21 protein-coding genes are annotated in these 20,796 nt (G+C 75.1%); 14 read left to right on the top strand and 7 right to left on the bottom strand.

The features are described 5' to 3' along the window. The first annotated feature begins 63 nt into the window (after positions 1 to 63). The 8 genes from Q1A09_RS05620 to Q1A09_RS05585 all read left to right on the top strand — a co-directional run bounded on the left by Q1A09_RS05620 (position 64) and on the right by Q1A09_RS05585 (position 7,105). Positions 64 to 552 carry a hypothetical protein gene (locus Q1A09_RS05620; protein WP_299952478.1) on the top strand — a complete coding sequence of 163 codons (489 nt, stop codon included), beginning with the start codon at positions 64 to 66 and terminating at the stop codon, positions 550 to 552. Continuing rightward, entirely contained in the window at positions 549 to 1,916 is a 1,368-nt protein-coding gene (gene hemL / locus Q1A09_RS05615) for a glutamate-1-semialdehyde 2,1-aminomutase (RefSeq protein WP_299952477.1), read from the top strand. Before Q1A09_RS05620 ends, hemL begins: the two co-directional genes overlap by 4 nt. A gap of 100 nt (positions 1,917 to 2,016) precedes the next feature. After that, positions 2,017 to 2,625: a histidine phosphatase family protein gene (locus tag Q1A09_RS05610; protein ID WP_366139759.1), complete on the top strand. Its 609-nt coding sequence runs from the start codon at positions 2,017 to 2,019 to the stop codon at positions 2,623 to 2,625. Next, entirely contained in the window at positions 2,618 to 3,196 is a 579-nt protein-coding gene (locus Q1A09_RS05605) for a TlpA disulfide reductase family protein (protein WP_299952475.1), read from the top strand. Before Q1A09_RS05610 ends, Q1A09_RS05605 begins: the two co-directional genes overlap by 8 nt. A 3-nt stretch (positions 3,197 to 3,199) precedes the next feature. After that, positions 3,200 to 4,033: a cytochrome c biogenesis CcdA family protein gene (locus Q1A09_RS05600; RefSeq protein ID WP_299952474.1), complete on the top strand. Its 834-nt coding sequence runs from the start codon at positions 3,200 to 3,202 to the stop codon at positions 4,031 to 4,033. Beyond that, positions 4,030 to 5,652, top strand: a complete 1,623-nt coding sequence (locus Q1A09_RS05595; RefSeq protein ID WP_299952473.1) for a cytochrome c biogenesis protein ResB — start codon at positions 4,030 to 4,032, stop codon at positions 5,650 to 5,652. The genes Q1A09_RS05600 and Q1A09_RS05595 overlap by 4 nt, the downstream gene beginning before the upstream one ends. Next, positions 5,649 to 6,620, top strand: coding sequence for a c-type cytochrome biogenesis protein CcsB (gene ccsB, locus Q1A09_RS05590; protein ID WP_299952472.1), 972 nt, complete (start codon positions 5,649 to 5,651; stop codon positions 6,618 to 6,620). The genes Q1A09_RS05595 and ccsB overlap by 4 nt, the downstream gene beginning before the upstream one ends. A gap of 134 nt (positions 6,621 to 6,754) precedes the next feature. Next, entirely contained in the window at positions 6,755 to 7,105 is a 351-nt protein-coding gene (locus tag Q1A09_RS05585) for a hypothetical protein (protein WP_299952470.1), read from the top strand. Positions 7,106 to 7,212: 107 nt separating this feature from the next. On the opposite strand, the gene Q1A09_RS05580 is transcribed toward Q1A09_RS05585, so the two are convergent. After that, entirely contained in the window at positions 7,213 to 7,446 is a 234-nt protein-coding gene (locus Q1A09_RS05580; RefSeq protein WP_299952469.1) for a hypothetical protein, read from the bottom strand. Between the two features lie 153 nt (positions 7,447 to 7,599). Between Q1A09_RS05580 and Q1A09_RS05575 the strand changes: the two genes are divergently transcribed. Next, positions 7,600 to 8,028, top strand: a complete 429-nt coding sequence (locus tag Q1A09_RS05575) for an Lrp/AsnC family transcriptional regulator (RefSeq protein WP_299952468.1) — start codon at positions 7,600 to 7,602, stop codon at positions 8,026 to 8,028. Further along, a complete protein-coding gene (locus tag Q1A09_RS05570; protein WP_299952467.1) occupies positions 8,021 to 8,344 on the top strand; it encodes a DUF4229 domain-containing protein in 324 nt (107 codons plus the stop codon). The genes Q1A09_RS05575 and Q1A09_RS05570 overlap by 8 nt, the downstream gene beginning before the upstream one ends. A gap of 79 nt (positions 8,345 to 8,423) precedes the next feature. On the opposite strand, the gene Q1A09_RS05565 is transcribed toward Q1A09_RS05570, so the two are convergent. Genes Q1A09_RS05565 through Q1A09_RS05550 form a run of 4 tightly spaced genes read right to left on the bottom strand, consistent with a single transcriptional unit; the run spans position 8,424 to position 11,756 of the window. Beyond that, positions 8,424 to 9,293, bottom strand: coding sequence for a 1,4-dihydroxy-2-naphthoate polyprenyltransferase (locus tag Q1A09_RS05565; RefSeq protein WP_299952466.1), 870 nt, complete (start codon positions 9,291 to 9,293; stop codon positions 8,424 to 8,426). Continuing rightward, positions 9,293 to 10,465 (bottom strand): o-succinylbenzoate--CoA ligase, encoded by a 1,173-nt coding sequence (gene menE, locus Q1A09_RS05560; protein ID WP_299952465.1) that lies wholly within the window; start codon positions 10,463 to 10,465, stop codon positions 9,293 to 9,295. Before menE ends, Q1A09_RS05565 begins: the two co-directional genes overlap by 1 nt. Before the next feature lie 45 nt (positions 10,466 to 10,510). Next, positions 10,511 to 11,068 (bottom strand): hypothetical protein, encoded by a 558-nt coding sequence (locus tag Q1A09_RS05555; RefSeq protein WP_299952464.1) that lies wholly within the window; start codon positions 11,066 to 11,068, stop codon positions 10,511 to 10,513. After that, the gene (locus Q1A09_RS05550) at positions 11,061 to 11,756 is read right to left on the bottom strand and encodes a CDP-alcohol phosphatidyltransferase family protein (protein WP_299952463.1); all 696 of its coding nucleotides are present in this window, start codon (positions 11,754 to 11,756) and stop codon (positions 11,061 to 11,063) included. The genes Q1A09_RS05555 and Q1A09_RS05550 overlap by 8 nt, the downstream gene beginning before the upstream one ends. A gap of 116 nt (positions 11,757 to 11,872) precedes the next feature. Here Q1A09_RS05550 and Q1A09_RS05545 point away from each other — a divergent pair, with 116 nt between their 5' ends. Beyond that, entirely contained in the window at positions 11,873 to 12,832 is a 960-nt protein-coding gene (locus tag Q1A09_RS05545) for an o-succinylbenzoate synthase (RefSeq protein WP_299952462.1), read from the top strand. After that, complete coding sequence (menD, locus tag Q1A09_RS05540) at positions 12,829 to 14,613, top strand: 2-succinyl-5-enolpyruvyl-6-hydroxy-3-cyclohexene-1-carboxylic-acid synthase (RefSeq protein WP_299952461.1); 1,785 nt, start codon at positions 12,829 to 12,831, stop codon at positions 14,611 to 14,613. Before Q1A09_RS05545 ends, menD begins: the two co-directional genes overlap by 4 nt. Here menD and Q1A09_RS05535 read toward each other — a convergent pair. Continuing rightward, positions 14,610 to 17,288 (bottom strand): bifunctional diguanylate cyclase/phosphodiesterase, encoded by a 2,679-nt coding sequence (locus Q1A09_RS05535; protein ID WP_299952460.1) that lies wholly within the window; start codon positions 17,286 to 17,288, stop codon positions 14,610 to 14,612. The two genes, menD and Q1A09_RS05535, sit on opposite strands and share 4 nt — an antisense overlap. Positions 17,289 to 17,402: 114 nt before the next feature. Further along, positions 17,403 to 18,674 (bottom strand): isochorismate synthase MenF, encoded by a 1,272-nt coding sequence (locus Q1A09_RS05530; RefSeq protein ID WP_299952459.1) that lies wholly within the window; start codon positions 18,672 to 18,674, stop codon positions 17,403 to 17,405. A gap of 38 nt (positions 18,675 to 18,712) precedes the next feature. Here Q1A09_RS05530 and Q1A09_RS05525 point away from each other — a divergent pair, with 38 nt between their 5' ends. Then, positions 18,713 to 19,429 carry a demethylmenaquinone methyltransferase gene (locus tag Q1A09_RS05525; protein ID WP_299952458.1) on the top strand — a complete coding sequence of 239 codons (717 nt, stop codon included), beginning with the start codon at positions 18,713 to 18,715 and terminating at the stop codon, positions 19,427 to 19,429. A 337-nt stretch (positions 19,430 to 19,766) separates the two neighbouring features. Further along, positions 19,767 to 20,783, top strand: a complete 1,017-nt coding sequence (locus Q1A09_RS05520; RefSeq protein ID WP_299952457.1) for a hypothetical protein — start codon at positions 19,767 to 19,769, stop codon at positions 20,781 to 20,783. Positions 20,784 to 20,796 lie beyond the last annotated feature (13 nt).

Raw genomic sequence — 20,796 nt, 5'->3', positions numbered from 1 at the left:
TCGCAAGCTCGTGCCGGGTCCCTGCAGCGGGGCCGTTCCAGCACGTCACCGCCCCCGGACGGCGTGCGCTTCGCCGAGCCCGGGGGCTCGTGGCGGCCGTTCTGGCTGACCGCGGCCGCGCTGGCGGTGCTGGCCGCCGGTGCGCTCGCCCTCGACGTGCCCGCCCTGGCGGTCGGCGCCGTCGTGGTGCTCGTGCTGGGCCTGGTGGCCGCCGGCTGCCTGGCGGCCCGCCGGGCGTGGACCGTCCGGCTGGAGGGCCGCGGTCCCGAGGCGGTGCTGCGGGTCGGCCGGGAGCGGCTGTCGCTCACCGAGGTGGACGCCGGGCACCTGCGCGCGGTCCGCGACGGCACGGCCGGGGTGGACGCCGGCGCACCGGTGCTGGGCGGCGGCTGGTCGCTGCCCCGGGGCCGCGCGGGGCTGCCGCTGCGCCGCACCGACGGGACGACGGTGCTCGTGCCGACCCGCGTACCGCGGGAGCTGAGCGTGGCGCTGCTCACCGCCCACCCTGCCGGCGGCACGGACACAGCCGGGCCTGGGAGAGTGGCACCGTGACTGAGCCCTACCCGTACGAGGCCCCGGTGTCGGCAGAGCTGTTCGAGCGGGCCGGGCGGGTGACGCCCGGTGGCGTGAACTCCCCGGTGCGGGCCTTCCGGGCCGTCGGGGGAACCCCGCGGTTCATGGCCTCGGCGTCCGGCCCGTGGCTGACCGACGCCGACGGCCGCCGCTACGTCGACCTGGTCGCCTCCTGGGGGCCGATGATCCTGGGGCACGCGCACCCCGAGGTCGTCGCCGCCGTCACCGCCGCGGCGCGCAACGGCTTCACCTTCGGCACGCCGACCGCCGCGGAGGCCGAGCTCGCCGAGGAGATCGCCGGCCGGGTGGCCCCGGTCGAGCGGGTGCGGCTGGTCAACTCCGGCACCGAGGCGGTGCTGTCGGCGGTGCGGCTGGCCCGCGGGTACACCGGCCGCCCGCTGATCGTGAAGTTCGCCGGCTGCTACCACGGCCACGTCGACGCCCTGCTCGCCTCCGCCGGCTCGGGGGTGGCCACGCTCGGGCTCCCCGACACCCCCGGCGTCACCACCGGCGCGGCGGCCGACACGATCGTGCTGCCCTACAACGACGTCGCCGCGGTCGAGGCGGTGTTCGCCGAGCGCGGTGACCAGATCGCCTGCGTCGTCACCGAGGCCGCCCCCGGCAACATGGGCGTCGTCCCGCCGCTGGACGGGTTCAACGCCCACCTGCGGCGGATCACCGCGGCACACGGCGCACTGCTGCTGGTCGACGAGGTGATGACCGGCTTCCGGGTGTCCCGCGCCGGCTGGTACGGCCTGGACCCGGTGGACGCCGACCTGTTCACCTTCGGCAAGGTCATGGGCGGCGGCATGCCGGCTGCGGCCTTCGGCGGCCGCGCCGACGTGATGGACCACCTGGCCCCCGCCGGCCCGGTCTACCAGGCGGGCACGTTGGCCGGTAACCCGGTCGCCGTCGCCGCCGGGCTCACCACCCTGCGGTTGTGCACCGACGAGGTCTACGCGCACTGCGACTCGGTGGCCGCCACCCTGCGCGGCGCCGCCAGCGCCGCGCTGTTCGCCGCCGGGGTGCCGCACCGGGTGCAGCAGGCCGGCTCGATGTTCTCGGTGTTCTTCGTGCCCGACGAGCGGCAGGTGCGTGACTACGCCGACGCCCGCACCCAGGACGTCGCGGCGCACACCGCCTTCTTCCACGCCATGCTCGCCCGCGGGGTCTACCTGCCGCCGTCGGCGTTCGAGGCGTGGTTCGTCAGCGCGGCGCTGGACGACGAGGCGGTGGAGCACGTGCTCGCCGCGCTGCCCGCCGCCGCGCAGGCCGCCGCGGCCGCCGCCGGTGGCCCCGCGCCCTCGCCGGTCTCCACCGACGCCCAGGAGCTGCAGCCGTGAGCGAGCGTGCGAGCGAACCGATGTGCACAGCAGCTGCGCGAACGCGCACGACGAGCGCCAGCGAGGAGAGCTCGTGAGCGAGACGACCGTCGTCCACCTGATGCGGCACGGCGAGGTGCACAACCCCGCCGGCGTGCTCTACGGCCGGCTGCCCGGCTACCGGCTGAGCGAGGCCGGCGAGGGCATGGCCCGGACCGCGGCCGCCTGGTTCGCCGACCGGGACGTCACCCACCTGGTGGCCAGCCCGCTGGAGCGCGCCCAGCAGACCGCGCAGCCGATCGCCGACACCCTGGGCCTGGAGATCGCCACCGACGAGCGGCTGATCGAGGCGGGCAACTCCTTCGAGGGCAAGACCTTCGGCGTCGGTGACGGGGCACTGCGGCACCCGGGCAACTGGTGGCGGCTGCGCAACCCGTGGACGCCGTCCTGGGGCGAGCCCTACCGGGAGATCGCCGCCCGGATGCTCGGGGCGATCACCACCGCCCGGGACGCCGCCCGCGGGCACGCCGCGGTGTGCGTGAGCCACCAGCTGCCGGTCTGGACGGTCCGGCTGCACCTGGAGGGACGCCGCTACCTGCACGACCCGCGCCGGCGCGAGTGCGGCCTGGCCAGCGTCACCTCGCTGACCTACGACGGCGACCGGCTGGTCGGGATCGGCTACGCCGAGCCCGCCGGCGCCACCGACCCGGACGCGGTGCCCGGTGCGTAGCCGGCTGGCCGCGGCGCTGGGCGCCACGGCTCTCCTCGCCGCCGGGTGCTCCACCGGCGGCGACGCGGTGGACGTGAACAACGGCGGGGAGTTCCGCTTCGTCGCGAGCACCCCGGCCGGCGAGGTGATCCCCGAGGCGGAGCGGAAGAGCGCGCCGGAGTTCTCCGGCACGCTGCTGGGCGGCGGTGACTACGACTCCGCCGAGCTGGTCGGCGACGTCGCGGTGCTCAACTTCTGGGGCTCCTGGTGCCCGCCCTGCCGGGTCGAGACGCCGGAGTTCCAGGAGGTCTACGAGGAGGTCCGGGACGACGGGGTCCAGTTCCTCGGGCTGAACGTCAAGGAGACGAACCAGCAGTTCGCCGACGCCTTCGTGGAGAGCAAGGGCATCACCTTCCCCTCGCTCTACGACCCGCGGGGTGAGGTGGCGCTGGCCTTCCGCGACTACCCGGCGGACCGCATCCCCTCGACGATCGTGCTGGACCGGGACAGCCGGGTCGCGGCGGTGTACACCGGTGAGGTGCGCCAGGACGATCTGCGATCGGTGCTGGCCGCGCTCACCGAGGAGGCCTGACCCGTGGTCGACGCGATCAAGGAGCTGATCGGCGACGGACCGCTGCTGGTGGCCGCCGCCGTCGCCGCGCTGGCGGGCCTGATCAGTTTCGCCTCGCCCTGCGTGCTCCCCCTGGTCCCCGGCTACCTGTCCTACGTCACCGGCCTGGTCGGCAGCGGAACTCGGAGCGCCGCCCCGGTCGCCGATGTCCCGGCCGGGGGAGGCGGGGCGACCGTGGCCACCGCCGTCCGGCCGGTCGACGAGCGGGCTTCCCGCGGCCGGATGGTGCTCGGCGCCGCGCTGTTCGTGCTCGGCTTCACCGTCGTGTTCGTGGCGATCAGCAGCGCGGTCGGCGGGCTGGGCCGGCTGCTGCTCGAGTACAACGACGTGATCACCCGGGCGATGGGCCTGGTCACCATCGTCGTCGGGCTGGGCTTCCTGGGCTGGCTGCCCTTCCTGCAGCGCACCGCCCGGCTCACCGCGCGGCCCGCGGTCGGGCTGGCCGGCGCGCCGCTGCTGGGCGTCGTCTTCGGCCTGGGCTGGACGCCGTGTCTGGGTCCGACGCTGGCCGCCGTGCAGAACCTGGCCTTCAGCGAGGCGACGGTGGGGCGCGGTGCGTTCCTCGGCCTCGCCTACTGCCTGGGCCTCGGCGTCCCCTTCGTACTGGTCGCGCTGGGGGCGCGCTGGGCGGTGGGGGCGATGTCCTTCCTGCGCCGCAACGCCCGCACGGTCACCCGGGTCGGCGGGTTCGTGCTCATCGCCGTCGGCCTGCTGCTGGTGACCGGTGCCTGGACCGAGATGATGCAGTGGCTGCGCTCCTGGATCGGCGCCTCCGGGCTGGGGGAGTCCTTCCTGTGACCACCACGGCCCCGCCCCGGTCGGCCGCGCCGCCCACCCCGCCGTCCCCGCCCTCGCCCGGCCGCCGGGTGCTGGCCCGGCTGCTGCGCTGGTGGCGCCAGCTCACCGCGATGCGCACCGCGCTGGTGCTGCTCTTCCTGCTCGCCGTCGCGTCGATCCCCGGGTCGCTGCTGCCCCAGCGCTCGCTGTCGCAGAGCAACGTCACCCAGTACCTGGCCGACAACCCCACGCTGGGGCCGTGGCTGGACCGGTTGTTCCTGTTCGACGTGTTCAGCTCGCCGTGGTTCGCCGCGATCTACCTGCTGCTGTTCATCTCCCTCATCGGCTGCGTGCTGCCCCGGGCACTGGAGCACGGCCGCTCGCTGACCGCGCCGCCGCCGGTGGCCCCCCGGCACCTGCACCGGCTGCCCGAGCACGGCGAGCTGCCCACCACGCTGGCCGGCCCGGCCGCGCTGGACGTGGTGGAGGAGGAGCTGCGGGTCCGCCGGTTCCGCGTCGCCCGCCGGGAGGGCAGGTCCGGCCCGGAGGTCTCCGCGGAGAAGGGCTACCTCCGCGAGACCGGCAACGTGCTCTTCCACCTCTCCCTGCTGGCCCTGCTGCTCGGCCTGGCCGGCGGGAAGATGTGGGGCTACGAGGGCAGCATCCTGGTCACCGAGGGCCAGGGCTTCTGCAACGCCTTCCAGCAGTACGACACCTACTCCGCCGGTCCGCTGGTCGACAGCGCCGACCTCTCCCCGCTCTGCGTCGACCTGGCCGACTTCCAGGCCGAGTACGAGGAGAACCTCACCGCGGCCTCCTACCGGGCCGACCTCAGCTACGAGCTGGACGGCGGCGAGCCGGTGGACACCACGATCGGGGTCAACGACCCGCTGCGGATCGACGGCGACCGGGTCTACGTCACCGGGCACGGATACAGCCCGGAGTTCACCGTCACGCTCCCCGACGGGACGACGTTCTCCGACCTGTCCGCGCCGTTCCTCCCCGCCGACCAGGGCACCATGCTCAGCCAGGGCGTGCTCAAGCTCCCCGACCTGGGCGCCGGCCGCACCGACCAGCTGGCCATCGAGGGCTTCTTCGCCCCGACCGGGGTGCTGCAGGCCGGGGTGGTCACCTCCGTCGACCCGCGGCCGCTGGACCCGCAGGTCGGGATCATCGTCTACACCGGCTACCTGGGCCTGGACTCCGGGCTGGCGCAGTCGGTCTACTCACTGGACCAGCGGCTGATCGACCGCGGCTCGCTGACCGAGCAGGCCCGGGCGAACCTGGTGGTGGGGGAGTCGCTGACGCTGCCCGACGGCACCGTGGTCACCTTCAGCGGCTACCAGCAGTTCGCCGCGCTGCAGGTCTCCCACGACCCCGGCCAGGTCTGGGTGCTCGGCGCCGCCATCGCCGTCCTGGTCGGCCTGCTGGGCATGCTGCTGGTGCGCCGTGAACGGGTCTTCGCCCGCGTCGGCCCGGCGCCCGACGGCGGGGGTACCGTGCTCTCGATCGGCTCGCTGACCCGGGGCAGCGCCGACACCGGCCCGCGGTTCACCGCGCTCACCGACGACCTGCGCACCGCCCTGGCGGCTCGCGCACCCGCATCCCGCCCGTCCGCCGAGGAGGCACCGCCGTCGTGATCGACGAGTCGCTGGCCACGCTGTCCGACACGTTCTTCTCCATCACCGTCGCGCTGTACTCCCTCGCGATGGTCGCCTTCTGCGCGGAGCTGGCCTTCGGCCGTCCCGCGCGCAGCCGCCAGCTCGTCGCCGCCGGGACCGGAGGAACGGACGACGCGACGCCCGTCGGCCCGGACGGCGAGGCGGCCGAGCCCGCCCGTGCCCGCCGGCTCGGCCTGGTGGCCATGGTGCTCACCGGCCTGGGCGCGGTCACCCACACCGCCGTGCTGGTCTTCCGCGGGCTGGCCGCCGACCGGCTGCCCTGGGGCAACATGTACGAGTTCTCCACCGCGGTCGTGCTGGTCGCGGTGGTCGCCTACGGCGTGCTCGCCGTCCGGGCGCCGGCGCTGCGGCACATCGGGGTCTTCGTGCTGGGCCCGGTGGTGCTGTCACTGGTCCTCATCGGGCTGTTCCTCTACGTCGAGACCGGGCCACTGGTCGCGGCGCTGCGCTCGTCGTGGCTGGCCGTGCACGTCAGCACCGCCACGCTGGGCTTCGGCATCTTCTTCGTCAGCGGCATCGCGAGCCTGCTGTACCTGCTGCGGTCCCGGCACGACGAGCGCGTCGCCACCGGGGAGGTCGCCGGCGGTTCCTCGCTGCTGGACCGGCTGCCCTCGGCCGCGGCGCTGGACCGCACCGCGCACCGCACTGCGGTCTTCGGCTTCCCGATCTGGACCTTCGCCGTCATCGCCGGGGCGATCTGGGCGGAGAGCGCCTGGGGCCGGTTCTGGGGCTGGGACCCGAAGGAGACCTGGGCGTTCATCGCGTGGGTCGTCTACGCCGCCTACCTGCACGCCCGGACGACGTCGGGGTGGCGCGGTCGCCCGTCGGCGTGGGTGAACGTGGTCGGGCTGGTCGTGATGATCTTCAACCTGCTGTTCGTCAACCTGGTCTCCACCGGGCTGCACAGCTACGGCGGGGTCAGCTGACCCGACCGGGCGACCCAACCGCTCACTGAGCGTCACGCATGGGTGAAACGACACCGTGCGGTACGTCTGCGGCTCGCCCGTCGCATGCGGATCGTGGCATCCTGACGGCATGACTGAGCGCCGTGGGGATCACCGTGGGTAGGCACGCGGCCGGCGACGGGGCCGGGGTGCACCCGCTCGTCGCTGCCGCGCTGCAGCAGTCGGCGGCCGTCGAGCCGGGGGAGCCGCGGCACCTGGCCGGTGCACCCCGGGCGGCCGACGGTGAGCCTGGTGGCCTCGGCTGGCCGGGGGAGCCCGGTGAGGGCACCGGCCTCGGCTGGCCCGCCGGCACCGAGGACGCAGCCGGCTCGGCGGTCGACCAGTCGGCCGACGCGCAGCCCGGCGCCGAGCCGCGGCCGGCCCGGCGCAAGCTCGGCTGGCGGCGCCTCTTCGGCGGCGGCAGCCCGTCGTCCGACAGCGCGGCGCGGCAGAGCACCGCCGCGTAGCCGGGCACAGCCGGCGCACAGCCGGCCTCTCGGACGCCACGAGCCGTCAGCCCCGGGTGGGGCTGACGGCTCGTCGTCCGTCGGGAGCGGCCCTGGGGGGCCGCCGGTCAGCTCAGGCTGCCGTCGTCCCGGCGGGTGCGCCGTTCGAGCTCGCGGAGGAACTCCGGATCGTCGTCCGGCGCGACCGGCCGGGTGGGCCGCTGCCCACGGGGCGGACGCGTCGGCCGCGGCGGGCGACCGGGCCGGTCGACACCCCCGGGACCGCCGCCCTGCGCGGACGCCGCCCGCATCACCAGCACGACCACGGCCACCGCGATCACCAACATCACCAGGAAGACCATCAGGCCACCCCCCTCATCGCCTCCCAATGTACGACCGCGGCGATACTCGGACCCGGTGATCTCGCCCCGCGGGGGCCGGACGCCGTCCCCCTGCCGCCTCGACCCGGTGTCGGGGGCGCCCGCACACCAGGACCGGAGGCCGTCATCGACGCGGTGGACGAGCAGTTGATCAGCCTGCTGCGGGCCAACGGCCGGGCCAGCTACGCCGAGCTGGCGCGGCAGGTCGGCCTGTCGGCGCCCTCGGTGCACGAGCGGATCGGCAAGCTCGAGGCCGCCGGGGTCATCACCGGCTACCGCGCGGTGGTCGACCCGGCCGCCGTGGGCCTGGGGGTGACCGCCCTGGTCGGGGTGATCGAGAGCGACCAGGTCGACGACACCGGCCTGGAGGAGGCCATGGGTGAACTGCCCATGGTCGAGGACTGCTGGCGGGTCGCCGGGAGCGAGGGGTATGTGCTGAAGGTGCGCGTCCCCGACATCCGGGCACTCGAGGACACCATCAGCGCGTTGAACCGGATCAGAGGGGTGGCGCGGACCCGCACCACCGTCGTCCTCTCGACCAAGTGGGAGGGCCGTCGTGGCTGAGCAGGACAGGACACCGCAGGGCAACGCGACCGGGGCGACCGCGCCCGCGGGCGGGGCATCGGGTGAGCCGAAGGTGGTGCAGTGGCTGCTGCTCTACACCCTGGGCCGGCTGGCCATCGCCGCCGCGCTGGTGGCCCTGCTGTGGGTGCTCGGGCTGCCCGGCACGCCCGGCTTCCTCTTCGGCGTGCTGCTGGCGATGCCGGTCTCCTACCTGGCGCTCGGCCGGGTGCGCCAGCAGCTCACCACCGCCCTGGTGGTCCGCGCCGAGCGCAAGGAGGCGCTCCGCGCCGAGCTCCGCGGCACCGACACCGACTGAAGAAGGACCTCGCTGCCCCCCACCCCTCGCTCCGCTCGCGGCGGGACCCTGCAGCGAGGCCGAAGCAGCGGGGCCTCCGTCAGCTGAGGGCGAGGCCCAGGCCGAGCAGGACGCCGGTGGCGAGGGTGAGCTGACCGGTGGCCTTGAGCGCCCCGATCAGCACCGGGCCCCGGCCGCCGCCGAGGACGGTGCGCACCGGCGGCACCGCCAGCGTCACGGCCAGCAGCGCGAGCAGCGCCCAGGGGCGGGTGACCCCGATGGCGACCACCACGGCGAAGGCGACGACCAGCAGCCCGGTGTAGGCCAGCCGGGTGCGGGCCTCGCCCAGCAGCACCGCCAGGGTGCGCTTGCCGACGGCGGCGTCCCCGTGCACGTCGCGCAGGTTGTTGACCACCAGCAGGGCCACCGAGAGCAACCCGATCGGCACCGAGGCGGCGAAGGCCAGCCCGTCCAGCGTCTCGGTCTGGGCGAACGTCGTGCCGACGACGGCGACCAGGCCGAAGAACACGAAGACGAACACCTCGCCCAGCGCGCGGTAGCCGTAGGGGATCGGCCCGCCGGTGTAGGTCCAGGCGGCCAGGATGCTCACCGCGCCCACGGCGACCAGCCACCAGCTGGACACCGCCGCCAGCGCCAACCCCGCCAGCCCGGCCACCGCGAAGGACAGCAGCGCCGCGACCAGCACCTGCCGCGGGGTGGCCGCCCCGGAGCCGACCAGCCGCATCGGGCCGACCCGGTCGGCGTCGGTGCCGCGCTTGCCGTCGGAGTAGTCGTTGGCGTAGTTCACCGCGACCTGCAGCGACAGCGCCACGACCAGCGCGAGCAGCGCCGGCCCGAGCCGGAAGCCGTCGAGGGCGGCGGCGGCGCCCGTGCCGACGAGCACCGGCGCGAGCGCGGCGGGCAGCGTGCGGGGGCGCGCCCCCTCCAGCCACTGGGCGGGGGTCGCCATCAGTCGGTTCCCTTCGGCGTGCGTTCGATGGTCGTGCGTTCGGTGAGCAGGGCGGCGACGGACCGGCGGTCGGGCTTGCCGGTGTGCAGGGTGGGGACGGCGTCGAGCAGCACCAGCTCCCGGGGTGCGGCCGCGGCACCGAGCCGGGTGGCCACCCAGGGCCGCAGCTGGGTCAGCTGCGGCACCGCGCCGGGGGCGGCGACGACGGCCGCGACCACCCGCTGGCCCCACTCCGGGTCGGGCCGGCCGGTGACCACGGCGTCGGCGATCGTGGGGTGCGCGCGCAGCACCGCCTCGACCGCCTGCGGGGCCACGTTCACCCCGCCGCTGATCAGCACGTCGTCCAGCCGGCCGTGCACGGTGAGCCGGCCGCCGTCCCACGCGCCGGCGTCCCGGGTGCGGAACCAGCCGTCGACGAACGCGGCGGCGGTGCCGGCCGGGTCGCGCCGGTAGCCGTGCGCCAGCACCGGGCCGGCCAGCTCTATGCCCTCGGCCACCCGCACCGACACCCCGGCCAGCGGCACGCCGTCGTAGACGCAGCCGCCCGCGGTCTCGCTCATGCCGTAGGTGGTGCGCACCTGCACCCCGGCGGCCCGGGCGTCGTCCAGCAGGCCCGGGTCGGTGGCGGCGCCGCCGACCAGCACGCCGTCGAAGGAGGCGAGCACCTCCGGCTCGTCGGCGAGGTACCGGCGCAGCTGGGTGGGCACGAGTGCGGTGTACCGGCGGTCCCCGGCCGGCAGCCGGGCGGCGGCGTCGGCCAGGGTCGAGCCGCGGGTGAGGACGGCGGGCTCCCGGCCGGCCAGCGCGCTGCGGACCAGCACCTGCAGCCCGCCGATCGCCGAGGTGGGCAGCGCCAGCAGCCAGCTGCCCGGGCCGCCCAGGCGGTCGAGGGTGGCGGTGGCGGAGGCCCGCAGCGCGGCGGCGGAGAGCAGCACGCCCTTGCCGGTGCCGGTCGACCCGGAGGTCACCACGACCAGGTCGGTGCCCGGCTCGAGCGGGTCGTCGGGCGCCAGCACGGCGCGGGCGGCGTCGGCCGGGCCGGTGCCGGCGGGCAGCACGGCCAGCGGGGCCGCGCCGTCCAGGGCGCGGCGCAGCGCGGGCCAGACGGTGGTCAGCACCGCCGCGGCCGCCTCGGGCGGCGGCGCGGCCACGAGGGTCAGCTGGCGGTGCACGAGGAGTCAGGCTACGGCGGGCTCTCAGAACAGGTCGGACGCAGCTCAGAACAGGTCGGGCACCAGGGCGAGGACGACGAACCTGATGGTGCGGCCGGCCAGGCAGGCGACGACGAACGTCCGCAGGCTCATCTTCGAGGTGCCCGCGTAGAAGGCGATCGCCAGCAGCGGCGGGATGCCGACCGACCCGCTGAGCAGCACCACGCCGGGGCCCCAGCGGCCGGAGAGCAGCCGGATGCCCAGGGCGTTGACCCGCTTCAGCCAGCGGCCCACCGGCCGTAGCGCCCGCTTCACCGGCCCACCCGGCGGCGGTTCCCCGGCCTCCTCGGCGGCGGCGATCTCCGCGGCCTCCTTGGCGCCCCGGTCGCGCAGCTTCTGCGACCACCGGGAGGTGGCCGCCCCGCGGGCGGCGGTGAAGAGCACCACCTTGCCCACCGTCTGGCCGATCGCCGCGGCGACGGCGCCGGCGACCGCGACGGTCGGTGACTGGGCGACCGCCAGGCCGATCACGTAGGCCTCGACCGGCAGGAAGGGGGTGACGGCGGAGACCGCGCCGACCACCAGGCCGAGCGCGATCAGGCCGATCGTGCCGGCGTCAGGCACTGGTGGCGGCGCCCTGCGGCACGTGCGGGATGTCCTTCGGGACCTGCAGGCGCAGCACCCGGCCCAACGACCAGATCTTGATCACCAGCACGGTCGAGGCGGCGACCAGGGCCACCCACTGCTGGTCGGGCAGCACGACCAGCAGGGTGATCAGCAGGGTGGTGTTGGTGACCTTCGCGACCACGTGCCAGTTGAGCGTGTAGGCGAGCCGGTCGATCAGGAAGAAGTAGTTCGGCGACAGCACCGGCCAGCGCATCGGCAGCAGCGTCAGCGGCAGGTCGACCACCACGAACTGGAACAGGAAGACCGCGATCGGCCAGGGCGCGTCGACGAACTGGAGGAACACGATGGCGCAGCTCACGCAGTTGATCCGGTCGCAGACCACGTCGAAGACGGCGCCGAACCGGGTCTCCTGGTCCCGCCAGCGGGCGATGTTGCCGTCGGCGGAGTCGCCGATCCAGTAGGTGAGGTAGCCGGCGAGCAGCCAGGGCCAGGAGTGCTGGACGGCGGCGGTGGCCACCAGTGCCAGCGAGGCGACCGTCCGGACGACGGTGACCGCGTTCGCGGCGTTGAGCAGCTGCCGCGGGTCCTCGCACCCGCACCCACGCACGCCGCAGCGGACCGGCAGCCCGGGACCGCGGGGGGTGCGGTCGGCGGGGACGGTCCGTGGGGCCGTCGAGTGGGCCACGGTGACCTCCGGGTTCTCGGGCGCCGGACGGCGCGGACTGCACGCTAGGCGGCGTCCGCCCGGTGCACCAGCAGCGTGGCCGGGTGTTCGCCGGGCGCCCGCCTAGGCTGTCCTCCGTGGTCACCGCCCCGTCCGACCCCGCCGACCCGCTGGCGGCGCACGTCTGGTCGGTGCCGATGCGCACCCGCTTCCGCGGCCTCGACGTCCGCGACGGCGTGCTGGTGCAGGGCCCGGCCGGCTGGGGCGAGTTCTCCCCGTTCTGGGACTACGACGCCGTCGAGAGCCGCCGCTGGTGGCGCAGCGCGCACGAGGCGGCGGTCCTCGGCTGGCCGGACCCGGTGCGCGCGGCGGTGCCGGTGAACGTGACCGTGCCGGCGGTGGGGCCGGCGCAGGCGCACGCGATCGTGACCGCCTCGGGCTGCCGCACCGCGAAGGTGAAGGTCGCCGAGCCCGGGCAGTCCGACGCCGAGGACGAGGCGCGGGTGGAGGCGGTGCGCGACGCGCTCGGGCCGGACGGCGCGATCCGGGTGGACGCGAACACCGCCTGGGACGTCGACACCGCCGTGGCCCGGATCACCGCGCTGGACCGGGTGGGCCTGGAGTACGTCGAGCAGCCCTGCGCGACCGTCGAGGAGCTGGCCGCGGTGCGCCGGCGGGTCGACGTCCGGATCGCCGCCGACGAGGTGGTCCGCCGCGCCGCCGACCCGCTGCGGGTCGACCTGCGCGAGGCCGCCGACGTCGTGGTGCTCAAGGTGCAGCCGCTGGGCGGGGTGCGGGCGGCGCTGGCGGTGGCCGAGGCGCACGGGCTGCCCTGCGTGGTCTCCTCGGCACTGGAGAGCTCGGTGGGGATCGCCGCCGGCGTCGCGCTGGCCGCGGCGCTGCCGGAGCTGCCGTTCGCCTGCGGGCTGGCCACCGTGGCGCTGTTCACCGGCGACGTGACCAGCGAGCCGCTGCTGCCGGTCGACGGCGCCCTGCCGGTGGTGCGCCCGGTGCCCGACCGGCTGGCCGAGGTCGCGGCCGACCCGGCCACCGAGCAGCGCTGGCGGGCCCGGCTGGCGGAGGTGCAGGCCCGGTGAACCCGAGCACCGCCTTCGCCCGGGTGCTGGTCGACGAGCTGGTCCGCGGCGGCGTCACCGACGCGGTCGTCGCACCCGGTTCGCGCTCGGCCCCGGTGGCGCTGGCCCTCGCCGACGCCGAGGTCGCCGGCCGGCTGCGGCTGCACGTGCGGATCGACGAGCGGACGGCGTCCTTCCTGGCGCTCGGGCTGGCCAAGTCCGGTGGCCGGCCGGTGCCGGTGCTCACCACCTCCGGGACGGCGACCGCGCACCTGCACGCGGCGGTGCTGGAGGCGCACGAGAGCGGGGTGCCGCTGCTCGCGCTGACCGCCGACCGGCCGCCGGAGCTGCGGGCCACCGGCGCGAACCAGACGATCGACCAGGTCGGCCTCTACGGCGGCGCGGTGCGCTGGGCGCTGGACGTCGGGGTGCCCGAGCCCGGCCGGGAGGTCGCGCAGAACCGGTACTGGCGCTCGGTGGTCGCCAAGGCGCTGGTGGTCGCCCGTGGTGAGCTGTCCGGCGACCCGGGCCCGGTGCACCTCAACCTGGCCCTGCGCGAGCCGCTGATGCCCACCGACGCCGCGCCCGGCACCCGGCCGGCGCTGCCCGCGGGTGAGTTCGCCGGCCGGCCGGACGGCGCGCCGTGGACCACGGCGGTCACCGACGGCAGCGGACGGCGCAGCGCCCCGCTGACCGGTGCCGGCCCGGCCGGGAGCGCCCGCACGCTGCTGGTCGCCGGCGATGCGCCGTCGGCGGTCGGGCGGGCCGCGGCGGTCGTCGCCGACCAGCGCGGCTGGCCGGTGCTGGCCGAGCCGAGCAGCGGCGCCTGGGGTGCGGCCGGTGCGCTGCGCGGGCCGTCGCTGCTGCTGGGCGCGGCCGACTGGCTGGCCGCGCACCGCCCCGACCGGGTGGTGGTGGTCGGCCGGCCGACGCTGTCCCGGCCGGTCAACGCGCTGCTGGGCGACCCGGCGGTGAGCGTGGAGACCTACGGTCCGACGCCGCGCTGGGCCGACCCGGGTCGTGGCAGCACCGTGGTCGGCAGCGCCCAGCTCGACCCGGGGCTGGCGCTGCGCGAGGTGGGCCCGCGGCCGGCTGCCGGCTCCGTCGCCGGGGGCTGGGCCGCGGCCTGGTCCGAGGCGGCCGCGAAGGTGGGCCGGGCGGTGGACGCCGAGCTCGACGAGCACGTCGGCCGCGGGCTGACCGCCGCGCGGCTGGCCCGCGACCTGGTCGCCACGCTGCCCGCCGGGGCGCTGCTGGTGCTCGGCTCCTCCACGCCGGTGCGCGACGTCGACCGGCTCGCCGTCCCGCGGCCGGGGCTGACCGTGCTGGCCAACCGGGGCGTCGCCGGGATCGACGGCACGATCTCCACCGCGGTCGGTGCGGCGCTGGCCCACCAGGGCGCCGGCGGTGGCCCGGCGTTCGCGCTGATGGGCGACCTGACGTTCCTGCACGACCTGACCGGGTTGCTGCCCGGCTCCGGTGAGCCGCGGCCGGACCTCACCGTCGTCGTCCCGGACAACGACGGGGGCGGCATCTTCGCCCAGCTGGAGCCGGGGCAGCCGCAGTACGCGGCCAGCTACCAGCGGGTGTTCGGCACGCCGCACGGCCGGGACCTGGTCGCGGTGGCCCGGTCGCTGGGCTGGGCGGCGACCGCGGTGAGCGACGCCGCGCAGCTGGTGGCGGCCCTGGGCGCGGGCGGCCCGCGGGTGGTCGTCGTCCGCACCGACGCCGCGGCCGAGGCGGCCCTGGCGGTGCGGTTGCGCGAGGCTGCCGCAGCGGCGCTGGCCGAGCTGCAGCCCTAGCTCTGGGCGAGCGGACGCAGGTCGGTCGCCGGGGTGGCCTGGGACAGCAGCAGCTGCTCGGCCTCCGCGGCCTCCAGCGGCTTGGCGAACAGCCAGCCCTGGGCCAGGTCGCAGCGCTCGGCGCGCAGCAGGTCGCGCTGGGCGCCGGTCTCCACGCCCTCGGCGACGACCTCCAGCCCCAGCGTCCGGCCCAGCTGGACCAGGCCGTGCACGATCGCGGCGTCCGCGCCGGCCTCGTCGAGCAGGCTCACGAACGACCGGTCGATCTTGAGCACGTCCACGTCGAACTGGCGCAGGTAGCTCAGCGACGAGTAGCCGGTGCCGAAGTCGTCCAGCGCCAGCCGGGTGCCCAGGGCGCGCAGCTCCGCCAGCCGTTCGGCCACCGCGTCCGGGTCGGTGACCAGCGCGGTCTCGGTCACCTCCAGCACCAGCGAGGACGGCGTGATGCCACTGGCGGTCAGCGCCTCGGCGACCTGCTCGACCAGCGTGCCGCCGGCCAGCTGCCGGGCGGAGACGTTGACCGCCATCGACAGCGGCGGCGACCCGGGGTGGGCGCGCTGCCACCGGGCGGCGGTGCGGGTGGCCTCGGCCAGCACCCAGCGGCCGATCGGCACGATGTGCCCGGAGTCCTCGGCGACCGGGACGAACCGGTCCGGCCCGATCGCGCCGAGCGTGGGGTGCTGCCAGCGCAGCAGCGCCTCGAACCCGACGACCCGCTCGGTCTGCAGGTCCACGACCGGCTGGTAGACCAGCCGCAGCTGGCCGGCGGCCAGCGCCCCGCCCAGCTCCCGCTCCAGCTCGATCCGCTCCAGGGCGGCGGCGCGCATCTCCGGGTCGAAGACCACCCAGGTGGCGCGGCCGGCGGCCTTGGCCCGGTACATGGCGATGTCGGCGTCCCGGAACAGCGACAGCGGGGTGGCCTCCGGCTCGGCGGCGACGATGCCGATGCTGGCGCCGACGGTCACCCGGTGACCGCCCAGGTCGACCGGCTCGCCGATCACCTGCAGCAGTCGCTCGGCCAGCGAGGCGGCGGCCGGCAGCCCGCCGCGGGTGTCGTCGACGAGGACGGCGAACTCGTCGCCGCCCAGCCGGGACACGGTGTCCGCGGCCCGGACCACGCCGAGCAGCCGGCCGGCCACCGTGCGCAGCAGCTCGTCGCCGGCCAGGTGGCCGAGGCTGTCGTTGACGTCCTTGAACCCGTCCAGGTCCAGGCACAGCACGATCGGCGCGGTGCCGTTGCGCCCGGCCCGGCGCAGTGCCTGCTCGGTGTGGTCCAGGAACAGCGAGCGGTTGGCCAGCCCGGTCAGGCCGTCGAAGAACGCCTGGTGGGCCAGCTCCTGCTCGGCCTCCTTGCGGGCGGTGATGTCGTAGACGCCGACCACGATCCCGCCGACGTCGGGGTCGGTGAGCAGGTCCACGGCCCGGCCGCCCAGCCACACCACCCCGCCGCGGGGGTGTCCGCCGCGCAGCTCCACCTCCACCGGCTCACCCGGCACGGAGCCGGCCCGGTCCAGCACCGCGCGCACGTCGGCCGGGTCGATGCCCAGCCCGCCCAGCAGGTCGGGCAGCGAGCACCCGGCGGATGCCGGCCGGCCGAGCATGTCGGTGAGCGTGGTGGAGTCTGCGGTGAGCCGGCCGGCGAGGTCGACGACCACCACGGCGTCCGAGGAGTTGACGGCCAGTGCCTCGAACCGCCGGGCCTGGGAGTCCACCAGCGCCCGGGCCCGGGCGCTGTCGGAGAGCAGCCGCTGGGCGCGGACGACCATCAGTGCGGTCAGCGTGAAGGTGGCGAGCAGGCCGGGGAGCGGGTCGATGTCGGTGCCGGTCAGCCACGCCCGGACCTCGAACACGCCGGGGACCAGCAGCGGCAGGAACGCCAGGACCATCCGGACCCGACCGACGACCGAGTCCGAGGACTCCCGTGCCCGCCCCGCGGGGCCCTGCTGCGACGCCCACGGCACGGTCGCCAGCAGGACCGCCCCGACCAGCCAGCCGGCGTCCAGCCAGCCGCTGACGGTCTCCGCGGAGGCCAGCAGCAGCCACGCCATGTCCGAGCCCAGCCAGGCCGCCGTGCCGAGGCCCAGCAGCAGGGCGGGCCGGGTGAGCTGCGAGCGCAGCACCACCCCGCGGACGACGAGCCCGAGGGCCACCGCGTCCAGCACCGGGTACGCCGCCCAGGCGACCTTGGTGACCAGGGGCAGGGCGGCGTCGGTCAGGGTCGACTGCACCGAGCTCTGCCAGACGACGAGGAGGGCCACCACGAGCACGGCGGCGCCGTCGAGCAGCGAGTGGAACCGCGCCCGATCGCCTGCGTCGTCGTCCCGGGCGTACAGGGTGAGCGCGATGCCCAGGGCGACGTAGGAGGCGAGGTAGGCCGGGTCGCCGAGCGAGACGTCCGGTGCGCTGCCGGTGACCCAGGACTGCACCTGCCAGACCACGTCTCCGACGGCGTTGAGGGTGACGGCGGCGGCGAACCAGCGGCCGACGCGGCCGGCCGAGCGGCGCCGGACGCCGATCCAGGCGGCGACCGCAGCCCCGACGGTGACGACCTGGTAGGTGACCGCGGCGAACGTCGTCCCGTCGGTCACGACGACCAGGGACACCAGGACGGCGGCGAGCAGCAGCCACGCGGCGGCGAGAGCCCTGCCGCGGTGGTGCGCCGTCCAGCTGCCCATGTCCTGCGTCCCCCGATCGATGATGCTGACCTGGAGCGTTTCGGAACATCGGGGCGATGTCTTCACCTGACCGGGTCATCCGCCGGTCGGTGCCCCCCGTCCGGGGGAGGTGGCTCAGTCCTCCAGTGCGGCCTGGAAGGCGGCGAACTTGGCCTGGGTCTCGGCGAGCTCGGCGATCGGGTCGGAGCCGGCGACGATCCCGCAGCCGGCGAACAGCCGGGCCTGCCGGCCGCCCTCGGCGCCGGTCAGCTCCGCGCAGCGCAGGGCCAGGCCGAACTCGCCGTCGCCGCGGGAGTCCAGCCAGCCCACCGGCCCGGCGTACCGCCCGCGGTCCATCCCCTCCAGCTCGCCGATCACCCGGGCGGCCGTAGCCCGGGGGCTGCCGCAGACCGCGGCGGTCGGGTGCACGGCGCCGACCAGCTCGAGCAGCCCGGCGGCGTCGTCGTCCCGCTGGCGGCCGCGGACGTCGGTGGCCAGGTGCCGCACGTTGGGCAGGGTGAGCACCTCCGGCCGGTCGGGCACCACGAGCTCGTCGACGTGCGGGCGCAGCGCGTCGGCCAGGGAGTCGACGGCGTAGGCGTGCTCGGCGTGGTCCTTGGCCGAGGCGGCCAGGTCGGCGGCCAGCCGGTCGTCCTCGGCGCCGGCGCCGCGGGGGGCGGTGCCGGCCAGCACCCGGGAGTCGATGTCGCGGCCGGTGCGGCGCAGCAGCAGCTCGGGGGTCGCGCCGAGCAGGCCGTCGACGGCGAAGGTCCAGGTGTCGGGGAACCGCTCGGCCAGCCGGAGCAGCAGCCGCCGGGGGTCCAGCGGGCGGTCGGCGGTGACCAGCAGGTCGCGGGCCAGCACCACCTTGTCCAGCTCGCCGGCGCCGATCCGGGCGACCGCGGTGGCCACGGCGCCGCACCAGGCCATCGGGTCCAGGGCGCCGTCGGCGTAGGCGAGCCGGCCGATCGAGGTGGCGGCGTGCTGCGGTGAGGTCTCCACCACGGCGTGGTGGTCGTCGGCGTCCCCGGTGACGGTCACCCAGGTCTGCCCGTCGCGCCGGCCGACCACCACCTCCGGGACGACGAAGACCGACGTGCCGGCGACGGTGTCGAAGGCGATCGAGCCGAAGACGACCGGGCCGGAGCCGGGCACGCCGAGCGGGTCGTCGATGACGGTGCGGGCGCACCGGTCGGCCCACCAGGCGGTGGCCTCGGCCAGCGCGCCGGGCCCGGAGACCTCCAGCCGGTCGGCCTCGCCCCAGGCGACCAGGCCCTCGCCGCGGCGCACCCAGGCCAGCGCGCCGTCCCGGGGGAGCAGGGTGAGCAGCGGGGTGCGGCGGGCGCCGAGCGGGGTGGTGGTGACGGCGGCCTTGCCCGCGGTGGTGCTGACGGCTGCCGTGGTCACCGCTCCAGCGTAGGAGGGGCGCAGGTAGCGTCGCCGACGTGGCGACCGGTGGAGGACCTGAGGCGGCGGGGGTGCGGGCCGGGCTGGACAAGCGCCCGGCCGAGGTCGCGGCGATGTTCGACCGGGTCGCCGGTCGGTACGACCTGACCAACACCGTGCTCTCCGGTGGCCTGGACGCCGGCTGGCGGCGGGCCACCCGCGAGGCGCTCGGCGCCCGCCCCGGCTCCACCGTGCTGGACGTCGCCGCCGGCACCGCGGTCTCCACCGTGGAGCTCGCCGCCGGCGGGGTGCACGCGATCGCCTGCGACTTCTCCCAGGGGATGCTGCGGGCCGGGGCATCCCGTCCGGTGCCCAAGGTGGCCGGCGACGCGATGGCGCTGCCGCTGGCAGACCAGAGCGTGGACGGCGTGGTCATCTCCTTCGGGCTGCGCAACGTGGCCGACCCGCAGGCGGCGCTGCGTGAGTTCGCCCGGGTGACCCGGCCCGGCGGCACGCTGGTGGTCTGCGAGTTCTCCAGCCCGGTGTGGCGGCCGTTCCGCACCGTCTACACCGAGTACCTGATGCGCGCGCTGCCGCAGATCGCCCGCGCGGTGAGCAGCAACCCCGAGGCCTACGTCTACCTGGCCGAGTCGATCCGGGCGTGGCCGCCGCAGCCGGAGCTGGCGCGCTGGCTGCAGGCCGCCGGGTGGGGCGGCGTCGAGTGGCGCGACCTCACCGGCGGCGTCGTCGCCCTGCACCGCGGCACCCGCCGCTAGTCCTGAGTGAGCATTGCTCAAGTCATCGCATCGACGGCCTAGGCCTTCTATGGAGATTGAGGTTTTGGGGCGGTGGATCGAGTGAACGAGGGCAGACGCACGAGGCGCTGCCGCCTCGGGAAGGACTCTCATGTGGCGGCTCGTATTGGGATGGCTCGCTCTTCGGCTGCTCGTTGGTGAACGGCGAGCCATTGCGGAGACCTCGGGCAGCGCCGCCCGTGCCGCCGACGTAGACCAGGACGATGGTCCCAAGCCGGGTCCATGGGTAGCGGACGATCGATTCGCGCTGCATGCGAGCTCGACCTATCAGACAGCTCGATGGCGAGCATCCGCAACAGTGCTGTTGGCTCTCGTCATTTTGCTCATTTTTCAGGCTATCGACAATCCAGAGGCATTGCCAGTGGGTAGTGATGTCAGGTGGCGCGAACTGGTTGACGATTCGAAAATACCCATGAGTACCGCCACGGACGTCGTTCTGGCACTTTTGGCGGTGGAGGCGACCTTGAGCATTGCGCTGGCCGTAGGCGCGCCGGCGATGTCTCTACGAGATGATGTCAAGTCGTACGCCGGGGCCTTCGCCTGGGCACAGATAGCCGTCGTCGTCGCGGTCTTTACCGCGGCGTTGGCATTGGCCGTGGCTTCCACTCAGTGGTTTAGTCGCGAGTCGGTGGGTCGCGCTGGCGCAGTGACTATCCTATCTTTCGTAGCCTTGCTGGCCGTCGCCTTGTCTGCAGCGATCACTAGGTATGCCGGGCAGGAGACGTACGACCGAGTCCAAACCCGACGGAGCCTCAAAGAACTGAACTCGAGCGACTGGGCGTCTCGGCGGCTAAAGGCGTCCCGCCTGCCGATAGGTGTAGCCCGGGCTTCCTTCGCGGGAATCATCGGAATTTCGGTGTCCGCACTAATCGTAGGCTGGCAGTACATATCTGGAACTGCAAGCCCTTACGCTTTGCCGTGGCCTGTTCGACTTCTCTACGGGACAGGTGTCGTAGCCCTGCTCGTGACCGTCGTAGTCGGTCTCACCAGTGGGGTCTGGAAAAGCAAGCGCGGTACGTCAACAGTCGACCTCTTGATCTCTCGGCTGCTGAGGGCTGCGTCTCTCGTCGGCTTGACTGCAACATTCACAGCAGTCGCGGTATCGGTCCCATCGTACGAGGGCAGGATGCAGGTGGGGTTGCTCATCGTGGGTGGATTGTGGCTTCCGGCGGTGCTGCTGTACTTGGCGAGGAAGTCGGGTCGCGGGCCGGCCGTGTTCGCTGTACGCGCCCACATTGAGTGGGCGGCGCGGCGGCGCGAGAAGCTGCAAGAGTATCTAAATGACGAAGAGAGCGACCTTCGGCCCGTCATCTAATGCGACCGTCCTT

The organism is uncultured Modestobacter sp. (genome assembly GCF_947486615.1).
Taxonomy (GTDB): domain Bacteria; phylum Actinomycetota; class Actinomycetes; order Mycobacteriales; family Geodermatophilaceae; genus Modestobacter.
Note: the sequence above shows the minus strand (reverse complement) of the source record. Positions and strands in the feature narration are given on the sequence as shown.

Bases quoted from the DNA above. Each gene is read 5' to 3' on its own strand.
- Q1A09_RS05610 (WP_366139759.1), top strand. From the start codon at position 2,017: ATGCGGCACGGCGAGGTGCACAACCCCGCCGGCGTGCTCTACGGCCGG.
- Q1A09_RS05580 (WP_299952469.1), bottom strand. From the start codon at position 7,446: ATGGTCTTCCTGGTGATGTTGGTGATCGCGGTGGCCGTGGTCGTGCTG.
- Q1A09_RS05565 (WP_299952466.1), bottom strand. From the start codon at position 9,293: ATGGCGACCCCCGCCCAGTGGCTGGAGGGGGCGCGCCCCCGCACGCTG.
- Q1A09_RS05535 (WP_299952460.1), bottom strand. From the start codon at position 17,288: ATGGGCAGCTGGACGGCGCACCACCGCGGCAGGGCTCTCGCCGCCGCG.